Origin of the sequence: Oceanicola granulosus HTCC2516 (assembly GCF_000153305.1) — a bacterium.
In the GTDB taxonomy this organism is placed as follows: Bacteria; Pseudomonadota; Alphaproteobacteria; order Rhodobacterales; family Rhodobacteraceae; genus Oceanicola; species Oceanicola granulosus.
Map to the genome: position 1 here is coordinate 2,391,156 of NZ_CH724107.1, position 12,801 is coordinate 2,403,956.

The window sequence follows — 12,801 nt, forward strand, 5'->3', positions numbered from 1 at the left end:
CCATGTCGCGCGGTGGTCGCAGCAAGGGACGGGACGAGCCGGAGCGCCGGTGCATCGTCACCGGCGAGGTCGGGCCCAAGCAGGGCTTGATCCGTTTCGTTTCGTCCCCAGATAATGTCATCGTTCCCGATGTGGCCGGCAAGCTGCCGGGCCGCGGGATGTGGGTCACCGCCGACCGTGCCGTTCTCGATCAGGCGAAGAAGGGGCAATTCGCCCGCGCCGCCAAGGCACAGGTGGAGGTGCCCGAGGGGCTGGCGGACGAGGTCGAGCGGCAAGTCGCCCGGCGCGTCGTCGAATTGATCGCCCTCGCGCGGAAGGCCGGGCTCGCGGTGTGCGGGTTCGAGAAGGTGAAGGGCTGGCTGGCCGACAGGCCGGTGCGCGTGCTGCTGCAGGCGAGTGACGGGTCGGTACGTGGCAAGAGCAAGCTTTGGACGCCGGAGGGGGCACGGTACTACGACATCCTCTCCGCTTCGGAGCTTGGTGTGGCCTTCGGCCGGGAAAGTGTGATACACGGCGCGCTCTCCACTGGCGGACTCAGTGACCGTGTTGTAGAGGAAGCCGCAAAGCTTAGAGGTTTGCGGACCAGCGAAGGCGGCGACACGGCCGCCCGGAAGGACATTAGAGCTACATGAGCGATACCGACGGCAAGAAAACACTTGGTCTGCGCGGCTCCCGTCCGGGGAACGTGAAGCAGAGCTTCAGCCATGGGCGGACCAAGAACGTCGTGGTGGAAACCAAACGCAAGCGGGTGGTTACGCCCAAGCCGGGCGCGGCCAAGACCGGTGGCGGCGCTGCCGTCGGCGGCGATCCGTCGCGCCGGCCTGCAGGGATTTCCGAGGCCGAACTCGAGCGCCGCATGAAGGCGCTCGCGCTGGCCCGCGCCCGCGAATCCGAAGACGCAGAGCGGCGCGCCGCCGAGGAAAAGGCCCGCGAGGACGATCGCAGGCGCCGCCGCGAGGAGGCCGAGGCCAAGGAGCGCGAAGAGCGCGAGCGCGAAGAGCGCGCCAAGGCTCGCGCCGAAGAGGAAGCCCGCAAGAAGCAGGAAGCCGAGGCCGAGCGCAACCGCAAGGAAGCGGCGAAGAACGAGCCTGCGCCGAACCCGGCCGATGCCGAGGCCGCGGCCCAGCGTCCGAGCAACACCGCCCGCAAGCCCGACCGCGAGCGCGAGGCCCGCACCGATCGTCCGCGTGGCAAGGGCGCCCGCGACGACGGCCGCCGTTCCGGCAAGCTGACCCTCAACCAGGCGCTTCGCGGTGGCGAAGGCGGCCGGCAGAAGTCGCTCGCGGCGATGAAGCGCAAGCAGGAGCGTGCCCGTCAGAAGGCCATGGGCGGCCCCGTCGAGCGCGAGAAGGTCGTGCGCGAGGTGCGTCTGCCCGAGGCCATCATGGTCTCCGAGCTGGCCAACCGCATGTCCGAGCGCGTCGCCGACGTGGTCAAGGCGCTGATGCAGAACGGCATCATGGCGACCCAGACCCAGACCATCGACGCCGACACCGCCGAGCTGATCATCGAGGAATTCGGCCACAAGGTCGTGCGCGTCTCCGACGCCGACGTCGAGCAGGTCATCGACACGGTCGAGGACAAGGCGGGCGATCTGAAGCCGCGTCCGCCCGTCATCACGATCATGGGCCACGTCGATCACGGCAAGACGTCGATCCTCGACGCCATCCGCAACGCCCGCGTCGTGCAGGGCGAGGCCGGTGGCATCACGCAGCACATCGGCGCCTACCAGGTGACGACGGAGAGCGGCAGCACGCTGACGTTCCTCGACACGCCCGGCCACGCCGCCTTCACCTCCATGCGCGCCCGCGGCGCGCAGGTGACGGACGTCGTCGTGCTCGTCGTCGCAGCCGACGACGCGGTGATGCCGCAGACGGTCGAGGCGATCAATCACGCCAAGGCCGCCAAGGTCCCGATGATCGTCGCGATCAACAAGTGCGACAAGCCGGCCGCGAACCCCGACAAGGTCCGCACCGACCTGCTGCAGCACGAGGTCATCGTCGAGAAGCTTTCGGGCGACGTGCAGGACGTGGAAGTCTCCGCGACCACGGGCAAGGGTCTCGACGACCTGCTCGAGGCGATCGCGCTGCAGGCCGAAGTCCTCGAACTGACCGCCAACCCCGACCGCGCCGCCGAAGGTGCCGTGATCGAGGCGCAGCTCGACGTGGGCCGTGGCCCCGTCGCCACCGTGCTGGTCCAGCGCGGAACGCTCAAGCAGGGCGACATCTTCGTCGTCGGCGAGCAGTGGGGCAAGGTGCGCGCCATGGAGAACGACCAGGGCAAGCGCGTGAAGGAAGCCGGGCCGTCGGTTCCGGTCGAGGTGCTCGGCCTCAATGGCACGCCCGAGGCCGGCGACGTCCTGAACGTCGTCGAGACCGAGGCGCAGGCCCGCGAGATCGCCGAGTACCGTGCCAACGCCGCCAAGGAGAAGCGCGCCGCCGCCGGCGCCGCGACGACCCTCGAGCAGCTCATGGCGAAGGCCAAGGCCGACGAGAACGTCGCCGAGCTGCCGATCCTGGTGAAGGCCGACGTGCAGGGCTCCGCCGAGGCCATCGTCCAGGCGATGGAGAAGATCGGCAACGACGAAGTCCGCGTGCGCGTGCTGCACTCCGGCGTCGGCGCCATCACCGAGAGCGACGTGGGCCTCGCCGAGGCCTCGGGCGCGCCGGTGTTCGGCTTCAACGTCCGCGCCAACGCCTCGGCGCGCAACACCGCCAACCAGAAGGGCGTGGAGATCCGCTACTACTCGGTGATCTACGACCTGGTCGACGACGTGAAGGCGGCCGCCTCCGGCCTGCTGTCGGCCGAGGTGCGCGAGAAGTTCATCGGCTACGCCAACATCAAGGAGGTCTTCAAGGTCTCCAACGTGGGCAAGGTCGCCGGCTGTCTCGTCACCGAGGGCGTGGCCCGCCGCTCCGCCGGCGTCCGCCTGCTGCGCGACAACGTGGTGATCCACGAAGGTACCCTGAAGACGCTCAAGCGCTTCAAGGACGAAGTCGCCGAGGTCCAGTCGGGCCAGGAATGCGGCATGGCCTTCGAGAACTACGAGGACATCCGCGAAGGCGACGTCATCGAGATCTTCGAGCGCGAGGAGTTCGAGCGTACGCTCTGACCGCCGCGATAAAGTCTGGAGAAGAGGGCGGGAGCTGCGGCTTCCGCCCTTTCTGTTTTGCCCATCGGCTTGATCCCGCGCCCGGCGGCTTATCTCGCTCGGCATGACCTACGAGATTGCCGTCGGCCCCAACGTACGCAAGTCGCCCTACTTCGACGCCACCGTCGAGGACGGAGTGCGCGCCTTCGCCGTCTACAACCACATGTTCCTGCCCGCCCATTACGGCGACCCCGACGGCGAGTACGACCGTCTGATCGAGGGCGTCGCGATGTGGGATGTCGCCGTGCAGCGGCAGGTCCAGCTCGAAGGGCCGGATGCCGCGCGGCTGGCGCAGGTGCTGACCCCGCGCGACATTGCCGGGATGGAGCCGGGGCAGGGGCGCTACGTGCCACTCTGCGACCATGACGGCTGGCTCATCAACGACCCGGTCCTGCTGAAGCTCGCCGACGACCGCTTCTGGCTTTCCATCGCCGACAGCGACATCGGGCTTTGGGCCACCGCCATCGGCCGCGAGCGCGGACTCGACGTGCGGGTCAGCGAGCCCGACGTCGCGCCCCTCGCGGTGCAGGGGCCGAAGGCGGAGGACGTGGTCGCCGCGCTCCTCGGCGAGGCGGTGCGGGAGATCAGGCCGTTCCGCTTCGAGCCGCGCGAGCTCGATGGCATCCCGCTGCTGCTCGCCCGTTCCGGCTGGTCGAAGCAGGGCGGGTTCGAGCTCTACCTCACCGACACGCGCCGCGCCCTCGCGCTCTGGGCCCGGGTGCGGGAGGCGGGGCAGCCGTTCGGCATCGGTCCGGGCGCGCCCAACGACGTGGAGCGCATCGAGAGCGGCCTGATCTCCTACGGCGCCGACATGCGCCGCCAGACCCACCCGGCGACACCCTACGAAATGGGCTTCGGCGGCATGGTCGATCTCGGCCACGACTTCATCGGCCGCGACGCGCTCGCCCCGCTCGCCGACCAGACGCCGCCGCGGCGGCGCGTCGGCGTGGTGGTCGAGGGCGACCCGCCGACGCCGGGCCACCCGGTCCCGCTCGAGCGCGACGGTGCGGAGGTCGGCTTCGTGAGCGAGCTGGTCTACTCGAAGCGCCTCGGCCGGACGATCGCCGTCGGCCTGCTGCAGAGCGGCGTCGAGGACGGCCTGTCGGTGCGCGTCGGCGAGACGCTCTACCCGGCGCACCTGCACGAGGTGCCGTTCCTCTAGCCCGCCGCCTCGCTCTTCAGCCAGCGCACGAACAGGTCGCGCGCCTGACTGATGGTGCCGGGGCGGGTGAGGAGGTGGTAGGCCACTTCCGCCTCCTCCTGTGCGCCGAGCACTGTCAGCCGGCCGGCGCGGATATCGGCGAGCAGGATCGGGCGCGGCAGGATGGTGATCCCGAGCCCCGCCTTCGCCGCCTCCATGGCGAGCTGCGCGGAATCGAACTGGAGCACCCGCTCCTCGGCGAGGTCGATACCGTGCGAGAGCGCCCAGATCTGCTCCTCGCGCGCGCCCCGGTCGAGGATCCACGTCTCGCCGGCGAATTGCGCCAGCCCCTCGCCCTCCGTCGCCCGGTAGCGCCCCGGCGCCCCGACGGCGTAGAGCGAGGCGACCACGAGCGGCTCGCTGTCGAGCCCGGGCCAGCCGCCGCGACCGTAGCGGATGGCGAGATCGATGCCGTCGGCGCGCAGGTCGACGAGGTCGTTGTTGGGCATCAGCTCGAGCGTCACCTCCGGGTGCTTGAGCCAGAAGCCGCTGATCTTGGGCATCAGCCAGTTGGCCGCGAAGGACGGCGTCAGCGCCACCCGCAGCGCCCGGCTGCTGCCGGTGTCGAGCATGTCGCGGCTCGCCGCGCCGATGATCCCGAACGCCTCGCCCAGCGCCCGCGCGAGCGGCTGGCCCTCCACCGTCACCGCCATGGTACGGCCCTGCCGCTGCAGCAGCGGGATGCCGAAATGATCCTCCAGCGTGCGCACGTGCTGGGCGATGGCGGCGTGGGTGACGTTCAGCTCGCGCGCCGCCGCCGACAGGCTCCCGAGCCGCGCCGCGGCCTCGAAGCCGCGCAGCGCCGCGAGTGAGGGGACGTGCCGCCAGTCCATCCGTTAGCTGCGCTTACACATCGAAAATCTTCCTGAGTCGTCCGAAAGCGCCCTGAGCGGTATCTATGATGCATCGGATCGAGTCAAAGGAGGCGCACATGTTCAGCATACTTGCAGATATGCTGCGAAAGGCAACGACCCCGCCGCCCGGCCGCGCCCGGCCCCGGCAGGGCGAGGACTGGAGCGAGAGGTTCCGCTCCGACCTGCACAGCCGCAGCCCCGAGCCGTACCGCTTCAACCCCAACCGCGACCTCTGGTAGGCCGCCCGTCCTGGTTCACCGTCATGTTCAACATCCTCAACGACACCCTGCACACCGCCAGCCGCCAGGACCCCTGGCCCGTCCACCGCCGCCCGGCCCGCCCGAGCCCGCAGCGCCGTACCTGGCTGCGCCGCGCGCTGGACCTCTACCGCGGCTGAAGATCCAAGCGCCGCGACACCGCGTCGTCGGTCTCGCGCCAGGTCACGAAGCCCATGCGGCCGTAATAGGCGAGGCCGCCCGCGTTTTCCCGCCGGATCGTCGCGTCGATCGCGACCAGCCCGGCGGCGCGGGCGGCCTCGCGCGTCACCGCGAACAGGGCCGAGCCGATGCCGCCGCGGCCGTGGCCGGCGCGGACGAAGGTGGCGATGATCCCCCAGCCGGCCGGGATGCCGTCGCCGAAGGCCGGGTCGGCGCGCACCAGCGACTGAAAGCCCAGCACCGTCCCGGCCTCGTCCTCGGCGAGCGTGCAGCAGACGCCGTCGGGCGGGGCGATGTAGTGCGCCACCATGCGCGCGGGCGTGAAGGGGCGGCGATGGGCGGTCGTGCCGCCGGCGGCGATCAGCGGGTTGATGACGGCGCAGAGGCCGGCGGCGTCCGCGTCGCTCGCCGGGCGCAGGATCAAAGCGCCGCCAGGAGCGCGGCGTGGCGCGCGGTGTAGTCGGCGCGCACCTCGACGGGCGGGCGCAGGCGGATGTCGCACTCGTCGATGAACTCGGGCGCGGGCCGGCCGAAGAAGCGCGTCGCCTCGGCCTCGGAGAAGCCCGCGATCCGCACCGCCTCGAGCCAGGCCGAGACCTTGTCGGCCCGCTTGATCTGGCGCTTCACCGTCTTCGGCACCTGCGCCGGCAGCCCGAAGCGCAGGTGGATCGCGCTCATCAGCCGCTCGTCGAGCGCTCCGTAAGCCGGTCCGACGGCGGCCTTCACCGGCGAGATCATGTCGCCGATGACGTATTCCGGCGCGTCGTGCAGCAGCGCCGCCAGCCGCCATTTCGGCGGCGCGGCAGGCACCTGCCGCGAAAAGATGTCCTCCACCAGCAGCGAGTGCTCGGCGACGGAATAGGCGTAGTCGCCGTGCGTCTGCCCGTTCCAGCGGGCGACGAAGGCGAGGCCGTGGGCGATGTCCTCGATCTCGATGTCCATCGGCGTCGGGTCGAGCAGGTCGAGCCGGCGGCCGGAGAGCATCCTCTGCCAGGCGCGGGGCTGCTTCATCGGGCCGAGCCGCGCGGCCGGTGCGGGTGGTCGGGCATGAGCGCTCCGTCGTTACGGCTGGCCAGCATGCGCAGCCGGCGGGGGAGGTCAAGGTGGCGCAGTTGTCGGTTCAGGGTCCACCTGCTAAGGCCGTGGCCAACCGGATCCAGCTCAGGAGTGCCACCGCAATGGCCAAGGATTACGTCGTCAAGGACATCGCTCTCGCCGGCTACGGCCGCAAGGAGCTCGACATCGCCGAGACCGAAATGCCCGGCCTGATGGCCCTGCGCGAGGAATACGGCGAGAGCAAGCCGCTCACGGGCGCGCGCATCGTCGGCTCGCTGCACATGACGATCCAGACCGCCGTGCTGATCGAGACCCTGACCGCCCTCGGCGCCGACGTCCGCTGGGCCTCGTGCAACATCTTCTCCACCCAGGACCACGCCGCCGCCGCCATCGCCGACGCGGGCGTGCCGGTGTTCGCGATCAAGGGGCAGTCGCTGGAGGAGCACTGGGACTACCTCGACCGCTCGTTCCAGTTCCCCGAGGGTCCGAACATGATCCTCGACGACGGCGGCGACGCGACGCTCTACGTGCTGCTCGGCGCCGACGCCGAGGCCGGCAAGGAATTCGGCGTGCCGACCTCCGAAGAGGAAGAGGTGATCCAGGCGCAGATCAAGAAGCGCATGGAGCAGAGCCCGGGCTGGTTCACCAAGACGCGCGACGCGATCAAGGGCGTGTCGGAGGAGACCACCACCGGCGTCCACCGGCTTTACGAGCTGGTCAAGCAGGGCCGGCTGCCGTTCCCGGCGATCAACGTCAACGACAGCGTCACCAAGTCGAAGTTCGACAACAAGTACGGCTGCAAGGAGAGCCTCGTCGACGGCATCCGCCGCGCCACCGACACGATGATGGCAGGCAAGGTCGCCGTGGTCTGCGGCTACGGCGACGTTGGCAAGGGCTCGGCCGCCTCGCTGCGCGGCGCCGGGGCGCGGGTGAAGATTACCGAGGCCGACCCGATCTGCGCGCTGCAGGCGGCGATGGACGGGTTCGAGGTGGTGCTGCTCGAGGACGTGATCGACAGCGCCGATATCTTCATCACCACGACCGGCAACAAGGACGTGATCCGCATCGAGCACATGCGGCAGATGAAGGACATGGCGATCGTCGGCAACATCGGCCATTTCGACAACGAGATCCAGGTCGCCAACCTGCGCAACCACAAGTGGACGAACATCAAGGAGCAGGTGGACATGATCGAGATGCCCTCGGGCACTCGCATCATCCTGCTCTCTGAGGGCCGCTTGCTGAACCTCGGCAACGCCACCGGCCACCCGTCCTTCGTGATGTCGGCCTCGTTCACCAACCAGGTGCTGGCGCAGATCGAGCTTTGGACGAAGGGCGACCAGTACGACAACAAGGTCTACATCCTGCCCAAGCACCTCGACGAGAAGGTCGCGCGGCTGCACCTCGCCAAGATCGGCGCGCGGCTGACCGAGCTGAGCCCGGAGCAGGCGGCCTATATCGGCGTCTCTCCCGAGGGGCCCTTCAAGCCCGAACATTACCGCTACTGATAATCTTCCGCCCGGGCGGCGCGCACGATGCCGCCGTCCGGGCGATGAGTCATATGACATAGCAGCCCGGCGCGGCTGCGGCCTCCCATGGCGCGGGAAGGCCCTGTAAACTATCGGCGAAATACCGCCGCTTCCGACGTCGAAAAATGTAGCCGGGCAGGGAACGAGTCAGAACCTTCGGCGCTTTCTCTAGCAATCGAAACACACGAGGAAGCAAATCCGATGACCTACAAGACTCTCATGATCAGTGCCGCTGCCAGCGCTCTTTTCGCGTCGGCTTCCCTCGCTCAGACGACCGAGTCGATGGAAGTGCAGATCCCGGAAGGCACGACCTCGATCACCATCGACGTGACCATCAACGACGGCGAAGCCTCCGTCAGCACCGAGGCCAACGCGGCCGCGGAGACGGAGATGGACGCCGAGACCGAGATGGACTCCGAAACCGAAATGGAGACCGCCGAAACGGAGATGGAGACGGATGGCGACGCCGCTGCCGTGACCATGGCCGAGGGCGAGGCCGAGATGGAAGACGGCGAAATGGCCGAGACCGAGATGGTCGAGGGCGAGGAGATGGCCGAAGGCGAGATGGAGACCGTCGAGGCCGAGGTCGAGACCATCGATCCCGAAGCCAACACCGCTGTCGGCACCGCCACCGACCCGGCCGTCGATCCGGCTGTCGACGGTGAAATGGCCGTCGCTCCCACCTTCACCAGCTTCGAGGAGATGATGGTCGGCGACGTGGTCGGCCTCATCGTGCGCAACGACGAAGGCGACCGTGTCGGCGAGATCGACTACGTGGTGCAGACCTCCGAAGCGCTGGCCGGTGTGATCGGCGTCGGCGGCTTCCTGGGCCTCGGCGAGTACACCGTGGCGATCCCGCTCGAGGACTTCCAGCTCGTCGACGGCGGCCAGAGCCTGCTGCTCGCCGGCGCGACCAAGGATGGCCTGAAGGAGCTGCCCGAGTTCGACGAGTCCGAGATCGAAGGCATGGAAGCCGACGTCCCGCTCTCCGAAGTCATGCAGTAACAGTGTCTATCTGACACCAGAAGCCCGGGCAGCCGCCCGGGCTTTTTCTCGTGCGGCGTTGCGTGATGTCATCCGACACCCTACCCTCTCCGGGGATCAACAGGGGGACGGCATGGGCAAGCGCGAAGACCTGATCGAGCGGTACGCGGACGATCTGCGCACCAAGTGCGGCATCGAGCCGGACATGGAGCTGCTGCGCAAGGTGACGATCGGCTGCGGGCCGGCGATCTACAATTCCGACAGCGCCACGGTGGCGGCGAGCCAGCCCAGCGAGGTCGAGACGGTGAAGAACAACTTCCTCGTCCGCAAGCTCGGCCTATCCGACGGGCCGGAGCTGACGGAGGCGATCGAGGAGGTGATCGAGACGTACGGCCGCAGCGAGCGCGACAAGTACCGGGCGGTCATCTACTACATGCTCACCAAGCACTTCGGTCGCGAGTCCGTCTACCGCTGACGCGGAGCATTCGCGTCGAATTGTCGGCACTTGGTCTTTGCCTGGTCGTGCCCTCGCGGTGTAGGACGACCGGGAGGGCCAGGACGGCCGAAACACTTCCCGACGACACGCGTGGTGGGCACGCGGGGTGAGGCGGAGGGTTTCGGCAGCCGCCGGGGCCCTCCGCCATCGTTTCAGAACAGGCCCAGCACGAAGCCGATGATCGTCGGTCCGAGGATCGCGTAGCCGCCGTCGAGCACGATCAGCTTTGGCTTCCGCGCCGAGTACGCGTAGTTCATCGCCAGCCAAGGTGCGATGAAGAACAGCCCCACACCGAAGCCCGACAGCGCGCTGCCGAACACGCTCTCCACGTCGCCCGCCTCGAGAATGTGGCGCAGCATGATCGCCACCAGCAGCTGCGCGACGAAGCTGACGACGTGCGGCGTCGGCCCGCTGTTGAGCGGCGCGCCGTCCGGCCCCGTCGGCACCTCCGACGCCTCGAGCCACTGTTTCGACAGCGTCATGTACCACGCCGCACCGCCGGCGAAGCTGGCGATGGCGGCGACGAGTATCGCGATGATGGTCATGAGCGGCCCCTCTCTCTGCTGTCCCTGCAAGCGAGTATGAAGCCGATCGGCGCGCGGCGCTACGGCGCCGTGTCCCCCATCTCGCAGATCGCCCGCCAGGCGGCCTCGTCCACCGGCTGGACCGACAGCCGCGTGTTCTTCACCAGCGCCATGTCGGCGAAGCGCGGGTCGGCCTTGATCTGTTCGAGCGTCACCGGCCGGGTGAAGGGGCGCACGGCACGGATATCGACGCACTCCCAGCGATCGTCGTCGCTGGTGCTGTCGGGGTGCGCCTCGGCGATGACCTCGACGATGCCGACGACGGCCTTGTCGGATTGCGAGTGATAGAAGAAGCCGAGGTCGCCGACCTTCATCTGCCGCATCACGTTGCGCGCCTGGTAGTTGCGCACCCCGTCCCACTCCTCGCCCGCCTCGCCCCGCGCGACCTGATCGTCCCAGGACCAGCCTTCGGGCTCGGACTTGAACAGCCAATACGCCATCGCTCACTCCTCCTTCAGCGGCCGCGACAGCAGTCGTGCGAGCGCATCCTGCGCCGTGATCGTCTCTTCCACCAGCGCCTCGACCACCGCGCAGACCGGCAGGTCGAGGCCGCGCACCCGGGCGATCCGGCCGATGGCGCGGGCCGTGGCGACACCCTCGACGGTGCTCCCCGTGTCTCCGCGCTCGCCGCGCCCGATGGCGAGGCCGTGGCGGTAGTTGCGCGACTGGTCGGAGGTGCAGGTCAGGGTCAGGTCGCCGAAGCCCGACAGCCCCGCGAGGGTCTCGGCCTCGGCGCCCATGCCGACGGCGAGGCGCTGCATCTCGGCGAAGCCGCGCGTGATGAGCGCGGCGCGTGCGCTCTCGCCGAAGCCCGCGCCGATGCAGGTGCCGCAGGCGATGGCCATGACGTTCTTCAGCGCCCCTCCGAGCTCGGCACCGGTGACATCGGCGGTGCGATAGAGCCGCAGCACCGGGGTCGAGAGCCGGTCCTGCAGCGCGACGGCGGCGGCGGAGTTTCGGCAGGCGAGGGTGAGGGCGGTCGGCAGGCTGCGGGCGATGTCGGCGGCGAAGCTCGGGCCGGTGAGCACGGCGGCGGTGGCATCGGGCACGGCGGCCTCGATGATGGCCGACGGCCCCTCGCCCGTCTCCACGTCGATACCCTTGGAGCACGCGACGAGCGGCTTGCCGGCAAGGCGGGCGCCGTGCTGCGCGAGGAACGGGCGGAGCTGCTGGGCGGGAATGGCGAGCAGCACGATCTCGGCGGCGAAAACAGTCTCTAGATCAGCCGAAACGCGCACCGGCGCGGGGATCGGCACCCCGGCGAGCCGGTGGCGATTTTCCCGCGTTTGTTCGTTCCGCGCGGCCTCCTCCGCGTCGCGCATCCAGAGCGTCACCGGCCCGTTCGCCGCCAGGGCCGCCGCCAGCGCGGTGCCGAACGCGCCGCCTCCCGCCACTGCGATCATGCCTTCGCTCCCTTCTTGCCCGACCCTAGCATCGCCGCCGCCCGGGAATCGAGCGGCCAGCGCGGCCGGGCCGCGAGGTCCATGCCGTCGCGCCGCCCCAGCGCGAAGAGAGCGCCGCCCGCGTAGGCGATCATCGCGGCGTTGTCGGTGCAGAGCGCCAGCGGCGGGGCGAGGAAACCAGTGTCTGTCTCGGCGCAAACCGCCTCGAGCGCCGCCCGGACCGTGCCGTTGGCCGCGACGCCCCCGGCGACGGCGAACCGCGATACGCCTGCCTCGGCCAGCGCCCGGCGCGTCTTCTCGGCGAGGATATCGGCCACCGCCTGCTGGAAGCCGGCGCAGAGGTCGGCGCGGTCGGTGACGGTGAGGCCGCCCTTCTCGGCGACGATGGCGTCACGGGCCCGCAGCAGGGCCGTCTTCAGGCCGGAGAAGCTCATGTCGCAGCCCGGTCTGTCGAGCAGCGGGCGTGGCAGGGCGAAGCGGCGGGCATCGCCCTCGGCGGCGGCGCGCTCGACGGCGGGGCCGCCGGGCTGGGGCAGGCCGAGCAGGCGGGCGGTCTTGTCGAAGGCCTCGCCCGGCGCGTCGTCGATCGTGCCGCCGAGTCGGCGGAACTCGTCGGCGCCCTCGACCAGCAGGAACTGGCAATGCCCGCCCGAGACGAGCAGCAGCAGGTAGGGGAAGGCAACCCCGTCGGTGAGCTGCGGCGTCAGCGCATGGCCGGCGAGGTGATTGACCCCGATCAGCGGCTTGCCCGTCGCCGCCGCCAGCCCCTTGGCGCACATCACCCCGGCGAGCACCCCGCCGATCAGCCCCGGCCCGGCCGTGACGGCAATTGCGTCGACCTCCGCCAGCGTCACCCGCGCCTCCTCGAGCGCGGCCTCGACGCAGTGGTCGATCTTCTCGGCATGGGCGCGGGCGGCGATCTCCGGGACGACGCCGCCGAAGTCGGCGTGGAGCTCCGCCTGGCCGAGGACGACCGACGACAGGATCCGCCGGCCGCGCACGAGGGCGGCGGCGGTGTCGTCGCAGCTGCTTTCGAGGCCGAGGATCAGGGGATCGGACATGGGCGCCGGTTGCTCTTGGGTGCGCTGCAGGTAACACTGGCCCGC

General features: G+C 69.6%; 15 protein-coding genes. 8 read left to right on the forward strand and 7 right to left on the reverse strand.

Annotation, left to right across the window (positions count from 1 at the left end):
- The first annotated feature begins 2 nt into the window (after positions 1-2).
- The 3 genes from OG2516_RS11465 (at position 3) to OG2516_RS11475 (ending at position 4,313) form a co-directional block, all read left to right on the forward strand.
- The gene (locus OG2516_RS11465) at positions 3-632 is read left to right on the forward strand and encodes an RNA-binding protein (protein ID WP_007255837.1); all 630 of its coding nucleotides are present in this window, start codon (positions 3-5) and stop codon (positions 630-632) included.
- Positions 629-3,112 (forward strand): translation initiation factor IF-2, encoded by a 2,484-nt coding sequence (gene infB, locus OG2516_RS11470; protein WP_040615161.1) that lies wholly within the window; start codon positions 629-631, stop codon positions 3,110-3,112. Before OG2516_RS11465 ends, infB begins: the two co-directional genes overlap by 4 nt.
- A 103-nt stretch (positions 3,113-3,215) precedes the next feature.
- Positions 3,216-4,313, forward strand: a complete 1,098-nt coding sequence (locus OG2516_RS11475) for a glycine cleavage T C-terminal barrel domain-containing protein (protein ID WP_007255839.1) — start codon at positions 3,216-3,218, stop codon at positions 4,311-4,313.
- Here OG2516_RS11475 and OG2516_RS11480 read toward each other — a convergent pair.
- Positions 4,310-5,185: a LysR substrate-binding domain-containing protein gene (locus OG2516_RS11480; protein WP_007255840.1), complete on the reverse strand. Its 876-nt coding sequence runs from the start codon at positions 5,183-5,185 to the stop codon at positions 4,310-4,312. The genes OG2516_RS11475 and OG2516_RS11480 overlap by 4 nt on opposite strands.
- Before the next feature lie 98 nt (positions 5,186-5,283).
- Between OG2516_RS11480 and OG2516_RS19965 the strand changes: the two genes are divergently transcribed.
- Positions 5,284-5,445 (forward strand): hypothetical protein, encoded by a 162-nt coding sequence (locus OG2516_RS19965; RefSeq protein ID WP_007255841.1) that lies wholly within the window; start codon positions 5,284-5,286, stop codon positions 5,443-5,445.
- 23 nt (positions 5,446-5,468) lie between these two features.
- Positions 5,469-5,603, forward strand: a complete 135-nt coding sequence (locus OG2516_RS20890; protein WP_007255842.1) for a hypothetical protein — start codon at positions 5,469-5,471, stop codon at positions 5,601-5,603.
- Here the strand turns inward: OG2516_RS20890 and OG2516_RS11485 are convergent.
- A complete protein-coding gene (locus tag OG2516_RS11485; protein WP_007255843.1) occupies positions 5,591-6,067 on the reverse strand; it encodes a GNAT family N-acetyltransferase in 477 nt (158 codons plus the stop codon). The two genes, OG2516_RS20890 and OG2516_RS11485, sit on opposite strands and share 13 nt — an antisense overlap.
- A complete protein-coding gene (locus tag OG2516_RS11490) occupies positions 6,064-6,654 on the reverse strand; it encodes an HD domain-containing protein (protein WP_007255844.1) in 591 nt (196 codons plus the stop codon). The genes OG2516_RS11485 and OG2516_RS11490 overlap by 4 nt, the downstream gene beginning before the upstream one ends.
- 167 nt (positions 6,655-6,821) lie before the next feature.
- Between OG2516_RS11490 and ahcY the strand changes: the two genes are divergently transcribed.
- From ahcY to OG2516_RS11505, 3 genes are all read left to right on the forward strand, one after another.
- Positions 6,822-8,207: an adenosylhomocysteinase gene (gene ahcY / locus OG2516_RS11495; protein ID WP_007255845.1), complete on the forward strand. Its 1,386-nt coding sequence runs from the start codon at positions 6,822-6,824 to the stop codon at positions 8,205-8,207.
- 303 nt (positions 8,208-8,510) lie between these two features.
- On the forward strand, positions 8,511-9,233 hold the full coding sequence (locus tag OG2516_RS19005; protein ID WP_156799317.1) for a PRC-barrel domain-containing protein: 723 nt from the start codon (positions 8,511-8,513) through the stop codon (positions 9,231-9,233).
- A gap of 112 nt (positions 9,234-9,345) precedes the next feature.
- Positions 9,346-9,687: a DUF2853 family protein gene (locus OG2516_RS11505; protein ID WP_007255847.1), complete on the forward strand. Its 342-nt coding sequence runs from the start codon at positions 9,346-9,348 to the stop codon at positions 9,685-9,687.
- A gap of 173 nt (positions 9,688-9,860) precedes the next feature.
- Here the strand turns inward: OG2516_RS11505 and OG2516_RS11510 are convergent, their stop codons facing one another.
- From OG2516_RS11510 to tsaD, 4 genes are read right to left on the reverse strand one after another with little or no spacing between them, the layout of a single operon-like run.
- Positions 9,861-10,253, reverse strand: coding sequence for a DUF1761 domain-containing protein (locus tag OG2516_RS11510; protein WP_007255848.1), 393 nt, complete (start codon positions 10,251-10,253; stop codon positions 9,861-9,863).
- Positions 10,254-10,312: 59 nt separating this feature from the next.
- Positions 10,313-10,732 (reverse strand): EVE domain-containing protein, encoded by a 420-nt coding sequence (locus tag OG2516_RS11515; protein WP_007255849.1) that lies wholly within the window; start codon positions 10,730-10,732, stop codon positions 10,313-10,315.
- A 3-nt stretch (positions 10,733-10,735) separates the two neighbouring features.
- On the reverse strand, positions 10,736-11,695 hold the full coding sequence (locus OG2516_RS11520; protein WP_007255850.1) for an NAD(P)H-dependent glycerol-3-phosphate dehydrogenase: 960 nt from the start codon (positions 11,693-11,695) through the stop codon (positions 10,736-10,738).
- Positions 11,692-12,756 (reverse strand): tRNA (adenosine(37)-N6)-threonylcarbamoyltransferase complex transferase subunit TsaD, encoded by a 1,065-nt coding sequence (gene tsaD, locus OG2516_RS11525; protein WP_007255851.1) that lies wholly within the window; start codon positions 12,754-12,756, stop codon positions 11,692-11,694. Before tsaD ends, OG2516_RS11520 begins: the two co-directional genes overlap by 4 nt.
- Positions 12,757-12,801: the final 45 nt, after the last annotated feature.

What these genes read in the sequence shown, in the direction of transcription:
- OG2516_RS11465 (WP_007255837.1), top strand. Translation starts at nt 3, where the DNA reads ATGTCGCGCGGTGGTCGCAGCAAGGGACGGGACGAGCCGGAGCGCCGG.
- infB (WP_040615161.1), top strand. Translation starts at nt 629, where the DNA reads ATGAGCGATACCGACGGCAAGAAAACACTTGGTCTGCGCGGCTCCCGT.
- OG2516_RS11475 (WP_007255839.1), top strand. Translation starts at nt 3,216, where the DNA reads ATGACCTACGAGATTGCCGTCGGCCCCAACGTACGCAAGTCGCCCTAC.
- OG2516_RS11480 (WP_007255840.1), bottom strand. Translation starts at nt 5,185, where the DNA reads ATGGACTGGCGGCACGTCCCCTCACTCGCGGCGCTGCGCGGCTTCGAG.
- OG2516_RS19965 (WP_007255841.1), top strand. Translation starts at nt 5,284, where the DNA reads ATGTTCAGCATACTTGCAGATATGCTGCGAAAGGCAACGACCCCGCCG.
- OG2516_RS20890 (WP_007255842.1), top strand. Translation starts at nt 5,469, where the DNA reads ATGTTCAACATCCTCAACGACACCCTGCACACCGCCAGCCGCCAGGAC.
- OG2516_RS11490 (WP_007255844.1), bottom strand. Translation starts at nt 6,654, where the DNA reads ATGAAGCAGCCCCGCGCCTGGCAGAGGATGCTCTCCGGCCGCCGGCTC.
- ahcY (WP_007255845.1), top strand. Translation starts at nt 6,822, where the DNA reads ATGGCCAAGGATTACGTCGTCAAGGACATCGCTCTCGCCGGCTACGGC.
- OG2516_RS19005 (WP_156799317.1), top strand. Translation starts at nt 8,511, where the DNA reads ATGGAAGTGCAGATCCCGGAAGGCACGACCTCGATCACCATCGACGTG.
- OG2516_RS11505 (WP_007255847.1), top strand. Translation starts at nt 9,346, where the DNA reads ATGGGCAAGCGCGAAGACCTGATCGAGCGGTACGCGGACGATCTGCGC.
- OG2516_RS11510 (WP_007255848.1), bottom strand. Translation starts at nt 10,253, where the DNA reads ATGACCATCATCGCGATACTCGTCGCCGCCATCGCCAGCTTCGCCGGC.
- OG2516_RS11515 (WP_007255849.1), bottom strand. Translation starts at nt 10,732, where the DNA reads ATGGCGTATTGGCTGTTCAAGTCCGAGCCCGAAGGCTGGTCCTGGGAC.
- OG2516_RS11520 (WP_007255850.1), bottom strand. Translation starts at nt 11,695, where the DNA reads ATGATCGCAGTGGCGGGAGGCGGCGCGTTCGGCACCGCGCTGGCGGCG.
- tsaD (WP_007255851.1), bottom strand. Translation starts at nt 12,756, where the DNA reads ATGTCCGATCCCCTGATCCTCGGCCTCGAAAGCAGCTGCGACGACACC.